This window comes from Brevibacterium sp. K11IcPPYGO002, assembly GCF_050920635.1.
Taxonomy (GTDB): Bacteria; Actinomycetota; Actinomycetes; order Actinomycetales; family Brevibacteriaceae; genus Brevibacterium.
In genome coordinates this window covers 3619695-3635125 of record NZ_CP131929.1, presented here as the reverse complement: position 1 = coordinate 3635125, position 15431 = coordinate 3619695, and the positions used below count along the sequence as shown (strand labels likewise).

The 15431-nt window shown below is 66.1% G+C and carries 11 protein-coding genes and 1 tRNA gene; 10 read left to right on the top strand and 2 right to left on the bottom strand.

Translation table 11 applies throughout. The features are described from left to right. Positions 1 to 603 precede the first annotated feature (603 nt). From QYM46_RS16725 to QYM46_RS16700, 6 genes are all read left to right on the top strand, one after another. Positions 604 to 692: transfer RNA gene (locus QYM46_RS16725), tRNA-Ser, on the top strand. Positions 693 to 977: 285 nt separating this feature from the next. Further along, positions 978 to 1595 carry a hypothetical protein gene (locus tag QYM46_RS16720; protein WP_432789868.1) on the top strand — a complete coding sequence of 206 codons (618 nt, stop codon included), beginning with the start codon at positions 978 to 980 and terminating at the stop codon, positions 1593 to 1595. Further along, complete coding sequence (locus QYM46_RS16715) at positions 1592 to 2194, top strand: OmpA family protein (protein WP_432789867.1); 603 nt, start codon at positions 1592 to 1594, stop codon at positions 2192 to 2194. Before QYM46_RS16720 ends, QYM46_RS16715 begins: the two co-directional genes overlap by 4 nt. Positions 2195 to 2407: 213 nt before the next feature. Then, complete coding sequence (locus QYM46_RS16710) at positions 2408 to 3655, top strand: NAD(P)/FAD-dependent oxidoreductase (RefSeq protein WP_432789866.1); 1248 nt, start codon at positions 2408 to 2410, stop codon at positions 3653 to 3655. A gap of 125 nt (positions 3656 to 3780) precedes the next feature. Further along, on the top strand, positions 3781 to 4872 hold the full coding sequence (locus QYM46_RS16705; RefSeq protein WP_432789865.1) for a proline racemase family protein: 1092 nt from the start codon (positions 3781 to 3783) through the stop codon (positions 4870 to 4872). 126 nt (positions 4873 to 4998) lie between these two features. Beyond that, a complete protein-coding gene (locus QYM46_RS16700) occupies positions 4999 to 6003 on the top strand; it encodes an Ldh family oxidoreductase (protein WP_432789864.1) in 1005 nt (334 codons plus the stop codon). Positions 6004 to 6109: 106 nt separating this feature from the next. Here QYM46_RS16700 and QYM46_RS16695 read toward each other — a convergent pair whose 3' ends face one another. Next, positions 6110 to 7867 (bottom strand): PucR family transcriptional regulator, encoded by a 1758-nt coding sequence (locus QYM46_RS16695; protein WP_432789863.1) that lies wholly within the window; start codon positions 7865 to 7867, stop codon positions 6110 to 6112. Positions 7868 to 7980: 113 nt separating this feature from the next. Between QYM46_RS16695 and QYM46_RS16690 the strand changes: the two genes are divergently transcribed. The 4 genes from QYM46_RS16690 (at position 7981) to QYM46_RS16675 (ending at position 12964) form a co-directional block, all read left to right on the top strand. Then, entirely contained in the window at positions 7981 to 9465 is a 1485-nt protein-coding gene (locus tag QYM46_RS16690) for a CoA-acylating methylmalonate-semialdehyde dehydrogenase (protein WP_432789862.1), read from the top strand. 79 nt (positions 9466 to 9544) lie between these two features. After that, the gene (locus tag QYM46_RS16685) at positions 9545 to 10975 is read left to right on the top strand and encodes an aspartate aminotransferase family protein (protein ID WP_432789861.1); all 1431 of its coding nucleotides are present in this window, start codon (positions 9545 to 9547) and stop codon (positions 10973 to 10975) included. Between the two features lie 331 nt (positions 10976 to 11306). Continuing rightward, positions 11307 to 12734: an inorganic phosphate transporter gene (locus QYM46_RS16680; RefSeq protein WP_169253339.1), complete on the top strand. Its 1428-nt coding sequence runs from the start codon at positions 11307 to 11309 to the stop codon at positions 12732 to 12734. Next, entirely contained in the window at positions 12731 to 12964 is a 234-nt protein-coding gene (locus QYM46_RS16675) for a hypothetical protein (RefSeq protein WP_169253338.1), read from the top strand. The genes QYM46_RS16680 and QYM46_RS16675 overlap by 4 nt, the downstream gene beginning before the upstream one ends. A 487-nt stretch (positions 12965 to 13451) precedes the next feature. On the opposite strand, the gene QYM46_RS16670 is transcribed toward QYM46_RS16675, so the two are convergent. After that, positions 13452 to 15284 (bottom strand): phosphoenolpyruvate carboxykinase (GTP), encoded by a 1833-nt coding sequence (locus QYM46_RS16670; protein ID WP_432789859.1) that lies wholly within the window; start codon positions 15282 to 15284, stop codon positions 13452 to 13454. Positions 15285 to 15431: the final 147 nt, after the last annotated feature.

The window sequence follows — 15431 nt, the reverse complement described above, 5'->3', positions numbered from 1 at the left end:
CTGTGAGTCCGTGCCCTGGGAGTTCGAGCGCTGGGCGCCCGAGCGCTGAGGCTGCGACGACCGAGAATTCTGCTGCGGCGAGTTCGACTGCGGTGTCGAGTCATTGTCACTGGCGGCGGTGTCGCCGCGGAATCGGGGGCGAGAGGAGGCGCGGAGCCGACGACCTGTCGTCTGGGAATCGGGGTCGCTCCCATGCGGTCCGCGCTTGTCAGGGGGAAACTCTGGCAAGTTGTCTACTCCTCAATAACTGTCTTCTCGTGCAGTACGGCCCGCTCGCCGTTCTCGTTTCCGGCGCAGGGCACACCTCGGCCATCGGTTTTCCGACCGGTGTTGCTGCGAGGATCCGAGACCAGACCGCAAAGCACATCACGCCGATTTTACGCCTGGACATTGATGAATGCTGGAATTCCGGTGTGGGGGAGCGGTGCAAAGGGGACGTTCGGCCCGGATCAGCGCCGCTCACCGGTCGGCCCGACTATGACGAAGCCCACTCTCTGCGGCTGCGCTTTGCCCTGGATGGCTCCTTTCCCTTAGGCTGTATCCCGTAGTGCTGGAGGGTCTGTCGCCGGGCATTTCGCCGGAGCGGATCGCCGCATTGCCGATGGAGTCGTGGCTGAGCGGCCGAAAGCGTCACCCTGCTAAGGTGAAGTCCTCCAATAGGGGGACCGTGGGTTCAAATCCCACCGGCTCCGCAGAACGGGAAACCCCCGCGTACCGCTGGAACAAGCGGAACGCGGGGGTTTCCTCATTCCGACATTGCCGCCCACGAGCGGCTTCAAAATGCATGTGTGGTGATCTGGATCAGGGCGCATGATTTTTGAACCCGCGTGTGCTGAGAACTGTGTTCGTCTCGACTTACGTTCGATGTAGTGGAAGTTCACCTGTTCGGGGTACGGTAATCCCCGTCCGCCCCGCGCCACCGGAGCTCACCAGCAGAGATGCTGCTCCGGCGACTACTGAGGAGAACTCCCATCGCTATGCCCCTGATCCGCAGGACGGCTCTGTCCGCTGCCGCCGCTGCTCTTGCGCTGACCATGACCGCCTGCACGTCCGGAGACGACGCAGAGGACCCGAACCCCGAGGGTGCCGAGACCCAAGAAACCGGCCAGGAGTCCGGTGAGGCCGCAGGATCGACGGAAGAATCCGGATCCGCCGAGGCGGCCGGCCTCGACCCGAATGATCTTCCCGATCCTGTCGCCTCCCGGGAGATACCCGCGACCGTCGAGGGCGATGACACGGCGACGATGACCGTCGAGCTGTTCCCGCTGAAACGTCAGGGCGAAACCGTCGTGGCGCAGTTCGCGTTCACCGTGAATTCGGACAAGACAGACGAAGACGACGACGGCGACGATCTCTACGGCTACCTCGGCGGCAATTGGACTCCCTTTCTCGTCGACTCGCAGAACCTGCGCAAACACAACGTGTTGGACAAGTTCCCGCAGCGGGCGCAGACGAACATCCAGCAGACGACGTTCAAACCCGGCCAGACCCACTACGCGTTCGCTGTCTTCGCGGCTCCGCCGCCGGACGTGAACGAAGTCGAGGTCTCCGTCGTCGACGGAATGAACCTCGTCACCGGAGTGACGATCTCATGAGGCAGGCAGTCGCCGGTCCTGCAGCGGTGATCCTTTCTGCCGGCATTGTCATCGCCGGCCCACCCGCATTCGCGTTCGCAGACTCCGTGACGTCGCAGGATATCGCCGATCGAGATGCCCCGACGCCGGATGACTTCACCGATCCCGACCAGTCGCAGATCGACAAGAGCATCGTCGAACTCGACTCGCAGATCTATGACCTGGAGAAGGGAATCGAAGACGTCGAAACGACGAAGGCCAGCGGCGGCGACACCGTGGTCACACTCGACACCGATATCCTCTTCGATTTCGACTCGTCCGACCTGAGCGACGCCGCGACGAAGAAGATCAAAGACCTCGTCACGGATCTCCCGACCGACTCCGAAATCACCGTCGGCGGGCATACGGACTCCAAAGGCGACGACGATTACAACAAAAAGCTCTCCGAAGATCGTGCCAAGGCAGTCGCCGAGGTGCTCACCTCCGAGAACTCGGACCTCGACGTAACAGCAGAGGGATTCGGCGAGTCCGAGCCCGTTGCGTCGAATGAGAAGGGCGGCAAGGACGACCCCGAAGGCCGGGCGAAGAACCGCCGCGTCGAAATCCGCTACGAAGACTGAGCCCGTTCTCAGCTCGGTCGGGAAGGGCGCTTTCTCTCTTCATCGATTCGTCAGGCGTTCGAAGAGCGCCTGACGAATTCAGTCATTGACGAACCCGGCAGCACTGCATAGCGTCTCTTCCAACAGATGGTCATCCACAAGGCCGCTTCGGTGACGTCGGCTCGGGCCAGGTGACGAAACCGCAGATTCGGGGAACCAATGGAGGGCAACCGGATGAAGACAGTCATCATCGGAGGCGGCGTGGTCGGTCTGACCACGGCCTACGAACTGGCACTGCGTGGGCACAACGTCACCGTCATCGAAGCAGGTCGCTGCGGTGCCGGTGCCTCCCACGGGAACGCCGCGAAGGTCGCCATCGCCGAGAGCACCCCGGTGCCTGGCCCCGGGGTGCTGCTGCAGGGGATCCGATGGATGCTCAAGCCCGACAGTCCGCTGTCGATCCGACCGTCCTTGGCACCCGGCTATCTCACGTTCCTGCTGCGGATGGCCGCACACTGCAACGCACGTGACTTCGATGCCGGGCTGGAACTGCACCTGCGCCTCGGCGAGGACGCGAACGACCTCTTCGACGAATACCAGACTCAGGGCATCGACTTCGAGATGCATGACCGCGGTGTGCTGCTGGCCTTCGAGACCCGGGAGCGCTTCGACGAGCACTGCGCAAGCCTGCCCGCATTCGAGGCTGCCGGCCACCGACCGCAGCGGCTGCACGATGACGAAGTCCGCGAAGCAGAACCGGCGCTGAGCGACCGGATCCGCCACGGTCTCTTCTTCCCCGCCGACCGACAGATCGAACCCGATTCCCTGACTGCGGGCCTCCTGGCGAAACTCTCCGCTCTCGGCGTCGACGTACGCGAGCACACACGAGTGCAGCGCTTCATCCGCACCGGCGAGTCCGTCACTGCTGTCGTCACCTCCGATGCGGAAGTCATCACGGCCGATGCCCTAGTCATCTCCGCCGGAGTCCCGTCCGGCGCCTTGGCCGCGCAGCTCGGCCGGAACATTCCGATCCGCTCGGGCAAGGGCTACAGCATCGACTACTCACCGGCCCCGATCCGACTGCGCACATCACTGACCCTCGAAGATGCGCGCGTCGCCGTCACTCCGCTGAACGGCATGCTCAGATTGGCCGGCACGATGGAGTTCGGAAGTACGGACGACGACGTCAACGAGGTGCGCGTCGGCGCGATTCGCCGAGCGGCGCAGGAAGCTTTCCGTGAGTGGGGCGACGGTCGGGGAGAACTGGCTCCATGGGCCGGGTCGCGCCCCATGACCCCCGATGGCCTTCCCGTCATCGGACGCCTGGACTCCGTGGCGAACGTCTACATCAACTCCGGACATGCGATGCTCGGCCTGACCCTGGCACCGGGATCCGCCCGACTGCTTGCCGGGCTGATGACCGACGGAGGCTCGACGTTGCCCGACGACCTGCTCGCCCGTGTGTCCCCGAACCGATTCTGATCGACCCTCGCCGGCATCATACATTCCCGCCGACACTCATAGCCCATGCGAGAAGAGGAGAGGTCCATGACCGCACCACACGTCATCGAAGCCGAGGACTGAGGCTCGAGCAGAGAGGAAGGACCGTGAGGAACAGACAGCTCATCCAGGCCGTCGATGTCCACGCGGCCGGCGAACCCGGCCGCGTGCTCATCGGGTCGGGACTGCGGGTCAAAGGGGCGACGATGGCCGAGAAGCTCCGCTACTGCGAAGAGCACCTCGACGACTTCCGGCAGCTCATCCTCCACGAACCCCGCGGCTATCCGGGCCTGTGCTCGCCGATCGTCGTGCCTGCGACAGATCCGAGCTGCGATTTCGGAATGATCGTCATGGAACAGGGTGGGTTCAAGCCGATGTCGGGGTCGAACCTCATCTGCACCGTCACGGCGCTGATCGAGACCGGATCCGTCGACGTCAGCGAACCGGTCACCGAGCTGTGCATCGATACCGCCGCCGGCATCGTCTCGGTCCGCGCCGAGGTGGAAGCGGGCCGAGCGACGTCGGTGACCTTCGACAACGTCCCGGCATTCGTCCACGGACTCGACCTGCCGCTCGAGGTGCCGGGGTATGGGACGATCCCCGTCGACATCGTATTCGGGGGTCAGTTCTACGTGCAGACTGCGGCGGACAGCCTCGGCGTGGATCTTGATCCGGGCAATGCCGAGGAGATCATCAGAGCGGCCAGCGTGATGCGGCAGGCGGCGAACGAGACCTTCGAGGTGAGGCATCCCCTCATCCCGGAGATCGACTCGATCGGTCTGCCGCTGATCTACGGGCCCGCCCGCACAGCGGGCACCGACGGACGCAATGCGGTCGTCCTGCCCAACGGCATCGTCGACCTCGACGATCCGAGCACGTGGACGGGGACGTTCGACCGTTCGCCCTGCGGCACCGGCACGAGCGGCCGAGTCGCCGCCAAGCACGCCCGCGGCGAACTGGCCGTCGGGCAGCGATTCGTCCACGAATCGATGATGGGAACGACCTTCACTGCCGTGGTGAAGGAAGAGACCACGATCGGCGGACTGGCGGCCGTGATCCCCTCGATCACCGGGCGCGGATGGATCACCGGATTCCAGCAGCTCGTGCTCGAGTCCGACGATCCGTTCCCGATCGGCTTTACCGTCGGTGACATCTGGAGCGGCGGCATGAGCGCTGCGGAGCCGGCAGACGAGAACTGATAACCGGCTGACGAGAACCGAGGAACGGACAAGGAACCGCAGGGCCGATGACCGATCGAACGATAGTCTGCTGGGTAAGGGCAGTGGTCGACGCCGACACGATCAGTCGCACATGAGGAGCACACAATGACGAATGAACCCGACCGAATCTCTTTCGACGACCTTGTCTCGGCCATCGAAGCGAAGCTCGTGGCCGCCGGCGCTTCGCCCTCGGTGGCCGAAGTGCTCGCGACCAACTGTGCCACCTGTGAGCGCGACGGCACTCTCAGCCACGGAGTCTTCCGGGTCGCCGGCTACCTCGATTCGCTGACCCGCGGCTGGGCGGACGGGGCTGCGGAGCCGAACATCGACGTTGTCGGCCCCTCCTATATCCGCATCGACGGACGCAACGGCTTCGCCCAACCCGCACTCGCCGAGGCGCGCCCGACGATCGACGAGGTGCTTGCCGAGTCCGGCGTCGCTGTCATCGCCCTGCGCAGCACCCATCACTTCAGTGCTCTGTGGCCCGACCTCGAAGCCTTTGCCCGCGAGGGGCGGGTGGCGATGGGCATGATCGCCAGCGGCAAGCTCGCCGTCGTTCCCGAAGGGGCCACGCGCCCGGTCTTCAGCACCAACCCGTTCGGCTTCGCCACTCTCGTGGCTGGTGCGGACCCGATCGTCTTCGACTTCTCCACGTCGTCGATGTCCCACGGGGACCTGCAGCTGCTGCGGGCCGAGGGCCGGGACGTTCCGGCCGGGACCGGGGTCGACTCGACCGGCGCGGACACCACGGATCCCAGCGCCATCCTCGACGGCGGCGGCATCCGCCCCATCGGCGGGCACAAGGGTGCACTGCTGTCGTTCATGATCGAAACGCTGGCGGCCGGGCTGACCGGCGGTGCCTTCACCTACGAGATCGACGCCGAGGCCCCCGACGGTGCCCACACCTTCCGCACCGGTCAGCTCTTCATCGTCATCGACCCCGAGCGCGGCGGCAACGACGCCTACCTGGGCCGAGTCCGCGAATTCGTCGATATGCTCCGCGACGCGGGCATGGACCGTCAGCCCGGCGATCGTCGCTACGCCAACCGCGCCGAGGCGGCCGACCGAGGAATCCCCGTCACGGACTTGATCCGCTCCCTCTTCGAATGACTCACCGACCGGGTCGCCGGAGCCACCGCGGGCTCACTGACCCGGCCGCCGCGGTCTCACCGCGGTCTCACTGACTCGGCCACCGAGGGCTCACCGGCACCGCCCCTCAGCCGTGCATCCGCCACCACAGCAGCGCCACATGCAGTGCCGTGCGCGACTCCGCATCATCGAGTGAGACGCCGAGGCGGTTCTGCAGCTTCGTCATTCGTGCGTAGAGTGCGGGTCGGGACAGATACCCGGCCCGCGCCATCGCCGAGATGTTCCCACCGTGGGCGAGGTGGAGCTCGAGGAAGTCGAGCAGACCCTCATCGGCATGGGAACGACGGTTCGCATCACTGCCACTTGCCGTTGCGCTCGGGGTGCGGCCGGGGGCGTCGCCGAGCAGGGGGCCGAGCTCGCCCTCGGCGAAGGCACGCATTCGAGAGTCATCGGCGAAGAGCGAGAGCAGGCCCCGGAGCCGGACGTCGGAGGAGCGGTAGAACGAGCGCTCGCGCACATCGAGCGTCGCCGCCACCTCGGCGACCTGCGATGCGGAGTCGAGCCCGGCGACCGCACCGCACAGTGATGCGCTGCCGCGCCCGACGCCGACCACCCAGCTGGACGCATACTCCTCGACCTCATGCAGGAGACCGGCGAGGAGCTGCTCGGCTTCCGAGCCGCCAGACGTCTCCGATCGGCCCGACGTCTCTGTCCCGCCCGGCCGGCCCGAACGCCGTCCGCCCGATCCGGCCCTGGTGCCGGCCGCAGCGAGGACGAACCCGAAGACTCCCGACTGCAGGCTCGTCACCAGACAGGCGGAGCCCACGCGTGTCGCGGCGGCGACGACCTCCTGCGTCAGCCCGCGCTCCTGCAGCTGAACGCGCGTCGGGTCGGTGTCGGAATCCCGGTCGAGGCGGACGACGACGGGAAGAAACTCGGCACCGGGCGTCGGAGAGAACCCCAGCGACCGAGCGCGCTCGAGGGCCGCACGGTCGTCGAGACCGTCGGAATCCGAGATCTCCCTGATCAGACCGCTCTGCGCCTGCAGCAGCAGATCCTGTTCGTCCCGATCGGCCATGCGGGTCAGCGTCAGTGCCTCTCCGGCCCGTTCGATGATCTGGTCGAGGGCCGCCGTCGACTCGGCCGGCCGGGGCACGACGAGCCGCCCCCACCGTCGTGCCCGCATCCCGACCGGCGTCTGCCGCCAATCCGCCGCGGCCTCCACCCCGGGCTCGGTGCTCGTCCCGGTGACGAGGCCCACCCACTTCTGCGCCAGCGTCGCCGACCCTCGCCCCGCATGAGCGAGCACCCGGTGGACGACATCCTCGAGGATCACCGGAGTCCCCAGCAGCTCGGCCGTGCGTTCGACGATCGTCTGCGCCCCGGCCCGATACAGACTCAGCTGGGTGTAGGTCTCGTGGATCTCCCGGGCATGTTCGAGCTGGGAGATCTGCTGCGCGAGGAGACGTCGATGGGCGAACTCCGTGATCTTCACGAACTTGACCCGGTGCGGGAGCACCACGACGGGCAGCTCTCTCGCCGAGGCGGCCTCCCGCACGATCGTGCCCGCCGCCTCGTCGAAGGCCGAGTCCTCGTCGACGAGCTCGATGATCGTGCCCGCCGCTGCCGCCCGCTCGAGCTGGTCGAGGAACTCGGACATCGCCTCGGGGCGGTGGCGAAAGGCCATTGCTGTGGTGAGCACGAGCTCCCCGCCTTCGAGGAACCGTTCGACGTGTTCGGAATCGGCGATGTGGACCCAGCGGATCGCCCGATCGAGACGTGCGTCGCCGGCGAGCACCTGCGGGTCGGCGACGCTGATCTCCTCGAACTCGAGCAGACCGGCGATGCTCAGAGACGACCCACCCGAATCCATCGCAGTATCCATTGACACAGTGTAAAGCCTGAGCGAAAAAGTCTGACACTCTGACACTGTTGAGATCGGCGGTGCCGACCGAGGATGGACTCAACCGACGTACCGACGACGCAGAAGGACACCACATGGCAACGCTGACCCATTGGATCAACGGACAGACCGTCACCGCAGACACCGACACCCGCCTCGGCGACATCACGAACCCCGCCACCGGAGTCGTCAGCGGCCAGGTGGCACTGGGTTCGAAGGCGACCGTGGAATCGGCGATCGCTGCGGGCTCGGCCGCCTTCCCCGCCTGGCGCGACACGTCCCTGGCCAAGCGGACCGCTGTCCTCTTCAACTTCCGCGAGCTGCTCAATGCGCGCAAGCAGGAGCTGGCCGAGATCATCACCGCCGAACACGGCAAGGTCGTCTCCGACGCCCTCGGCGAGGTCGCCCGCGGTCAGGAGGTCGTCGAATTCGCCTGCGGCATCGCCGGCCACCTGCGCGGCGGTCACACGGAGAACGCCTCGACGAACATCGACGTCCACTCCCTGCGCCAGCCGATCGGCGTCTCCGCGATCATCTCGCCCTTCAACTTCCCGGCCATGGTCCCGATGTGGTTCTTCCCCGTCGCCATCGCGACCGGCAACACCGTCGTGCTCAAGCCCTCCGAGAAGGACCCGACGGCGGCGAACTGGCTCGCCGAGCTGTGGAAGGAAGCGGGCCTGCCCGACGGCGTGTTCAACGTCGTCCACGGCGACAAGGAAGCCGTCGACACGATCCTGGGCAGCCCCGACGTCGCCTCGGTGTCCTTCGTCGGGTCGACCCCGATCGCACAATACGTCTACGAGAACGGCACGGCCGCCGGCAAACGCGTCCAGGCACTCGGCGGAGCGAAGAACCACATGCTCGTCCTGCCCGATGCGGACCTCGACCTCGCCGCCGACGCCGCCGTCAACGCCGGCTACGGGGCAGCCGGTGAGCGCTGCATGGCGATCTCCGTGGTCGTCGCCGTCGACTCCATCGCCGATGAGCTCGTGGCGAAGATCGCCGAACGCACCACGACCCTGCGCGTGGGCGACGGGGCGACCGAACCGGACATGGGGCCGCTCGTCACCGCGGCCCACCGCGATAAGGTCGCCGGCTACATCGATGCCGGCGCCGAGGCGGGAGCCACGGTCGTCCTCGACGGTCGCGAGAACGTCCCGGCCGAGGGCTTCTTCCTCAACCCGACTCTGTTCGACGACGTCACCCCGGACATGTCGATCTATCGCGATGAGATCTTCGGCCCCGTACTCTGCGTCGTCCGCGTCCCCGGCTACGACGAGGGCCTCGACCTCATCAACGCCAACCCGTACGGCAACGGCACCGCGATCTTCACCAACGACGGGGGAGCGGCCCGCCGCTACGAGAACGAAGTCGAGGTCGGCATGGTCGGCATCAACGTCCCGATCCCCGTGCCCGTGGGCTACTACTCCTTCGGCGGATGGAAGAACTCGCTGTTCGGCGACACCCACGCCTACGGCGACGAAGGCGTCCACTTCTTCACCCGCGGAAAAGTCGTCACCTCCCGCTGGCTCGACCCCAGCCACGGCGGACTCAACCTCGGCTTCCCGACCAACGACTGAACAGACCACCACGGACGTTCGCCCCGATCACGGGGCGGGCGTTCACGCAACGACGAACCACCTCGGCGAAGGAGCAGCCATGACCACCACCGCGGATTCCCCGCTCACCGAATCGCACCTCGACGCTGATCGCACCGGCGCCGACAGGATCGGCCCCGACCGTATCGAGGCCGGGCGACGTGCCCACGAACTCGACCGGGCGCACGTCTTCCACTCCTGGCAGGCACAGGGACCGTTCGACCCGATGACGGTCATCGACGCTGCAGGCTCCTATGTCTGGGACGGTGAGGGCCGAAAGCTGCTCGACATGTCATCGCAGCTGGTCAACACCAATATCGGCCACCAGCACCCGGCCGTCGTCGCGGCCATCCAGGAGCAGGCGGGCCGGCTGTGCACGATCGCGCCGCAGCACGTCAACGACGCCCGCTCCGAGGCGGCCCGACTCATCGCCGAACGCACCCCGGGCGACCTCGACCACGTGTTCTTCACGAACGGGGGAGCCGACGCCAACGAGCACGCGATCCGGATGGCCCGGCTGCACACCGGTCGGACGAAGGTGCTCTCGGCCTACCGCAGCTACCACGGCGGCACGCAGCTGGCCGTCAACGTCACCGGCGACCCGCGCAGGTTCGCCAACGACTACTCCGCTGAGGGCATTGTCCACTTCATGCCCGCCTACCCGTATCGGTCGTATTTCAACTCGACGTCCGAGGCCGAGGAGACGCAGCGGGCGCTGGCCCACCTCGAAGACATGATCACCCTCGAGGGGCCCGGCAACATCGCCGCACTCATCCTCGAGACCGTGCCTGGCACCGCAGGGATCTACGCCCCACCAGCCGGTTACCTCGCCGGCGTGCGCGAGCTGACGGCGAAGTACGGGATCGTCTTCATCGCCGACGAGGTGATGGCCGGCTTCGGCCGCACCGGTCGCTGGTTCGCTCTCCACCGTTGGGACATCACCCCGGATCTCATCACCTTCGCCAAAGGAGTGAACTCCGGATATGTCCCGCTCGGCGGGGTCGCCATCTCGGACGCGATCTTCGAGACCTTCCGCGACCGGGCCTACCCGGGCGGACTGACCTATTCGGGACATCCTCTCGCCTGTGCGGCAGCGGTTGCGACGATCGCCGCCATGGAGGATGAGGGAATGATCGCCAACGCCGACCGCCTCGGCGAGGACATCATCGGCCCGGGTCTGCGGGAGATCGCTGGGCGTCACCCCTCGGTCGGGGATGTGCGGGGGATGGGCTGCTTCTGGGCGATCGAGCTCGTGAAGGACCGGACGACGAAGGAGCCGCTGGCAGCCTACGGCGGCAGCTCGCCGGAGATGAACGAAGTCATCGCAGCTCTCAAGGCCGAAGGCGTGCTGCCGTTCGCGAACTTCAACCGAATCCATGTCGTGCCGCCGCTGAACACCCCAGATGAGGATGTCAGGTTCGGGCTCGCCGCCCTGGATCGGGCACTCGACGTCGCGGATCGGTACGTCACGGAGCAGATTCGTCACGCGTGACCGAGGCGTCGCCTCGGCGATGTGCTGCCGCGGATTCCGCGGGTGGGTCGGCCACGGTTTCCGCGGATGACAGCGGGAAGCGGGGAGCCGCCTCGGCGAGGGAATTGCGGTGTTCGGGCCCCGTTCGGAATGTGAGTGCTATTGCACTCACATTCCGGGCGGGGCCCGTTTGCGCACGTCAGAAGTGAACAAAAGGTGAATGAGGTGGAGTAGGGTCGAATTGCGGGTGAAGAGCAGTTGAATCTGTGGGTAGACTTCTGCGGGATAGTGATTGCTGGCCGTCAGCTGCATCATCCACGGTCCGAATAGTGTCTACACCCAAGGTCGATTAGTGGAAATCATCTTCGTCGTCGTGCTCGTCATCGCACTGGCACTGTTCTTCGACTTCACCAATGGCTTTCACGATACGGCCAATGCCATGGCCACTCCGATCGCGACCGGGGCCATCAAACCCAAGACCGCGGTCACGCTCGCTGCGATCCTCAACCTCGTCGGCGCCTTCCTCTCCACCGAGGTGGCCAAGACCATCTCCGGCGGCATCATCAAAGAAGGCGGCGGGGGAGTCCAGATCACTCCCGACTTCATCCTCGCCGGTCTCATCGGCGCCATCATCTGGAATATGGCGACATGGCGCTTCGGCCTTCCGTCCTCCTCGTCCCATGCACTCTTCGGCGGCCTCATCGGTGCGGCCATCGTCGGTGCCGGACTCAACTCCGTCGACTACGGCGTGTTCCTGTCGAAGGTCGTCATCCCGGCTCTGGCCGCCCCGCTCATCGCCGGCTTCAGCGCCTACCTGTGTACGAAGATCGCCTACGCGATCACCCGCCGCAACGAGGAAGGCAAGACCGCTCGCCGGGCACCGTTCAAGTACGGGCAGATCTTCTCGTCCTCGCTGGTGGCGCTCGCCCACGGCACGAACGACGCGCAGAAGACGATGGGCGTCATCACCCTCGTCCTCGTCTCCGCGAACCTGCAGGAGCACGGCACCGGTCCGCACATCTGGGTGATCACGGCGTGTGCTCTGGCGATCGCGTTGGGCACCTACGTCGGCGGTTGGCGCATCATCGACACTCTCGGCACGAAGCTGACGACGGTCAAGGCCGCGCAGGGCCTGTCGGCCGAGACGTCGACGGCCGCGGCCATCCTCGCCTCCTCGCACCTCGGCTTCGCTCTGTCGACGACGCAGGTCGCCTCCGGCTCGGTGCTCGGTTCGGGACTGGGCCGCAAGGGCGCCGATGTCCAGTGGTCGACGGCCGGACGGATCGCCTCCGGGTGGCTGCTGACGATTCCGGCCGCCGCGATCGTCGGCGGGCTGGCCGCCGGCATCGCTCACCTGGGCACGATCGGCGTCGTCATCGACACGGTCATCGCCGTTATCGTGGTGCTCTGGATCTACCTCAGCTCCCGTCAGGTCGAGGAGACGGACATTTCGAACTTCGACACCGTGGGTGAGGCCGTCAACATCCGCGGCCGCAAGCGGAAGCTGCGCAAGGACCGCAACCGCAAACGCGCTCAGGAGAAGCGGGAGGCCCGGTACGAGGCCTGGGCAGAGAAGCAGGCGGCCAAAGAGAAGCGCCGGGCTCATCGTCACGCCAAGAAGAACGGGGCCGTTCCCGCCGAGGCGACGACAGGATCGTCGACCGGTTCGGCGTCCGGCTCGACCTCCGGACCGGCGTCCGGCGCCGATTCGGGGCGTGCCTCGAACACCGGAGCCGATGCGAGTCGGGCAGATGCGAGCGATCAGGGAGACGCGAAATGATCGAGTGGAGTTCCTTCGCCATCGTTGCGGCCGCGACATGGGTCTCGGCCATCATCGTCATCACGCTGTTCTCCGTTGCCGTGCGCATGCGCGCGACACATCTCGATCGGGTCGACGAGGGCCGCAGCAGCGCAGGGCTGCCGGTCGCCTACTGGACGGTCTTCGGAATCTGCGGAGCAGTCGTGCTGCTCGGCGTCTACCTCATCGTCCCGGCTCTCCACGGCGCCTGACGACTCGGGCGGCGATCGCCTGCCGTCGGCCACTGCCTGCCGTCGGCAGCCGCTTTGAGCGACCATCACGCACCGGCAGCGTCACGTCCACCCTTTAGCGCGCCATCCTTCACCCTTAGCTGCAGCGCATACAACTGCAACGGTGCACTGTGACGCTGCGACGACGTTTTGCTTCCACCGGTGCTCAGCGACAGCAGCGGTGAGGGATGCTTCGTGGTGAACAGGCACCTATCTTCGTGCCTTGGGAGTAACTGCGACCGTCGGCACCAAAGGTGAGGGGTGCAGGCCCCCCCAGCTGTCACGGAATACGACGATCCCCCAACCACCTCGGCGGCGGTTGGGGGATCGTCGGTGAACGGGCGGCTCAGTCCGTCGGCAGATCAGCCTAGCGAAGCAGCCAGACTAATCCGCCAAGCGAGGCAGCCAAACTATTCAGCCCAGCGAAGCAGCCAGACGGCTCAGGCAGCCTGCAAACCAGCCGAACGGCTCAGGCGAGGCCGAGGCGCTGGCGGAGGTTGTCGACCTCGGCGCGGAGCTCGGCCGGAACCGAATCGCCGAGTTCGGCGTACCATTCCTCGATGAGGCCGAGTTCGGTCTCCCACTCTTCGGGCTTGATGGCGAGAGCCTTGCGCAGCTGCTCGTCGGTGAAGTCGAGCCCCTCGGTGTCCAGGCCGCCTTCGACCGGGGTGAGGCCGAGCGGGGATTCCTGAGCATCGGCGGTGCCGGTGACGCGTTCGAAGACCCATTTGAGAACGCGCGAGTTCTCGGAGAATCCGGGCCACAGGAACGAGTTGTCGTCGTCGCGGCGGAACCAGTTGACGTAGAAGATCTTCGGCAGCTGGGCACCCTCGGTGTTGCCGATGTTGATCCAGTGCTGCAGGTAGTCACCGACGTTGTAGCCGATGAACGGACGCATCGCCATCGGGTCGCGGCGGACGACGCCGACGGCACCGGTGGCAGCTGCGGTGGTCTCCGAGGAGAGCACCGAACCCATGAACACACCGTGGGTCCAGTCCTGGGTCTCGGTCACGAGCGGCATCGTGGTCTTGCGGCGACCGCCGAAGAGGATGGCCGAGATCGGCACACCGTTCGGGTTGGTCCACTCGGGAGCCAGGGTCGGCACGTTCGCGATCGGGGTGCAGAAGCGCGAGTTCGGGTGAGCGGCCGGGGTGTCGGACTCGGGAGTCCAGTCGTTTCCCCTCCAGTCGGTGAGGTGGGCAGGCGCCTCGTCGGTCTTGCCTTCCCACCACACGTCACCGTCGTCGGTCAAAGCGACGTTGGTGAAGATGTTGCCGCCGGCCTCGATGGCGCGCATCGCGGTGGGGTTCGTCGTGTAACCGGTGCCCGGGGCGACACCGAAGAGCCCGAACTCGGGGTTGACGGCGTAGAGCTGGCCGTCTTCGCCGAAGCGCATCCATGCGATGTCGTCACCGAGGGTCTCGGCCTTCCACCCGGGGATGGTCGGTTCGATCATGGCGAGGTTGGTCTTGCCGCAGGCCGACGGGAACGCGGCGGCGACGTACTTGACGACGCCTTCGGGGTTCGTCAGCTTGAGGATGAGCATGTGCTCGGCCAGCCAGCCTTCGTCGCGGGCGATCGCCGAGGCGATGCGCAGCGCGTAGCACTTCTTGCCCAGCAGGGCGTTGCCGCCGTAGCCGGAACCGAAGGACCAGATGGCGCGATCCTCGGGGAAGTGGGTGATGTACTTGGTGGTGTTGCAGGGCCAGGCGACATCGTCCTGTCCCTCTTCCAGCGGAGCGCCGACGGAGTGGACGCACTCGACGAACTTCGCGTCCTGGGCGTCGATCGCATCGAGGGCGTACTTGCCCGAGCGAGCCATGACGAGCATGGAGAGGACGACGTAGGCCGAATCGGTGACCTCGATGCCGAACATCGGCTGGTCCGCCTCGGCGTGGCCCATGACGAAGGGGATGACGTACATGGTGCGTCCGCGCATCGCGCCCTCGAACAGCGGGTTGAGGGTTTCCTTCATCTCCGCGGGAGCGACCCAGTTGTTGAGCGGACCGGCGTCCTTCTCGTCTTCGGAGCAGATGTAGGTCCGGCCCTCGACGCGGGCGACGTCCTCGGGGTCGGAAGCCGCGTAGTAGGAGTCCTTGGTGCCGTTGACGCGCTGGATGGTGCCGGCCTCGACGAGCTTCTCAGCGATCTCGTTCTTCTGTGCTTCGGAACCATCGATCCAGACGATGTCGTCCGGGGTGGTCAGGGCGGCGATCCGGCTGACGAACGAGAGCACCGACTTGTTCTCGGTCGGTGCGTTCTTCAGCTGGTCAGCGACGACATCATGGTCGAGGACAGTCATGAGTGGTCTCCTGGTGGGTCGTGTGTGGGGTTTCGTCTCCGGCGGCTGGCGTCCGTCGAGCGGTTGGTACATATCCACCGTAGGATGGGAGCGGAAGCGAAAAACGCGCGTTTCGGTCACTCGAAGATGTGCATTGGATCACAGCCA

What these genes read in the sequence shown, in the direction of transcription:
- QYM46_RS16720 (WP_432789868.1), top strand. Translation starts at nt 978, where the DNA reads ATGCCCCTGATCCGCAGGACGGCTCTGTCCGCTGCCGCCGCTGCTCTT.
- QYM46_RS16715 (WP_432789867.1), top strand. Translation starts at nt 1,592, where the DNA reads ATGAGGCAGGCAGTCGCCGGTCCTGCAGCGGTGATCCTTTCTGCCGGC.
- QYM46_RS16710 (WP_432789866.1), top strand. Translation starts at nt 2,408, where the DNA reads ATGAAGACAGTCATCATCGGAGGCGGCGTGGTCGGTCTGACCACGGCC.
- QYM46_RS16700 (WP_432789864.1), top strand. Translation starts at nt 4,999, where the DNA reads ATGACGAATGAACCCGACCGAATCTCTTTCGACGACCTTGTCTCGGCC.
- QYM46_RS16695 (WP_432789863.1), bottom strand. Translation starts at nt 7,867, where the DNA reads ATGGATACTGCGATGGATTCGGGTGGGTCGTCTCTGAGCATCGCCGGT.
- QYM46_RS16690 (WP_432789862.1), top strand. Translation starts at nt 7,981, where the DNA reads ATGGCAACGCTGACCCATTGGATCAACGGACAGACCGTCACCGCAGAC.
- QYM46_RS16685 (WP_432789861.1), top strand. Translation starts at nt 9,545, where the DNA reads ATGACCACCACCGCGGATTCCCCGCTCACCGAATCGCACCTCGACGCT.
- QYM46_RS16675 (WP_169253338.1), top strand. Translation starts at nt 12,731, where the DNA reads ATGATCGAGTGGAGTTCCTTCGCCATCGTTGCGGCCGCGACATGGGTC.
- QYM46_RS16670 (WP_432789859.1), bottom strand. Translation starts at nt 15,284, where the DNA reads ATGACTGTCCTCGACCATGATGTCGTCGCTGACCAGCTGAAGAACGCA.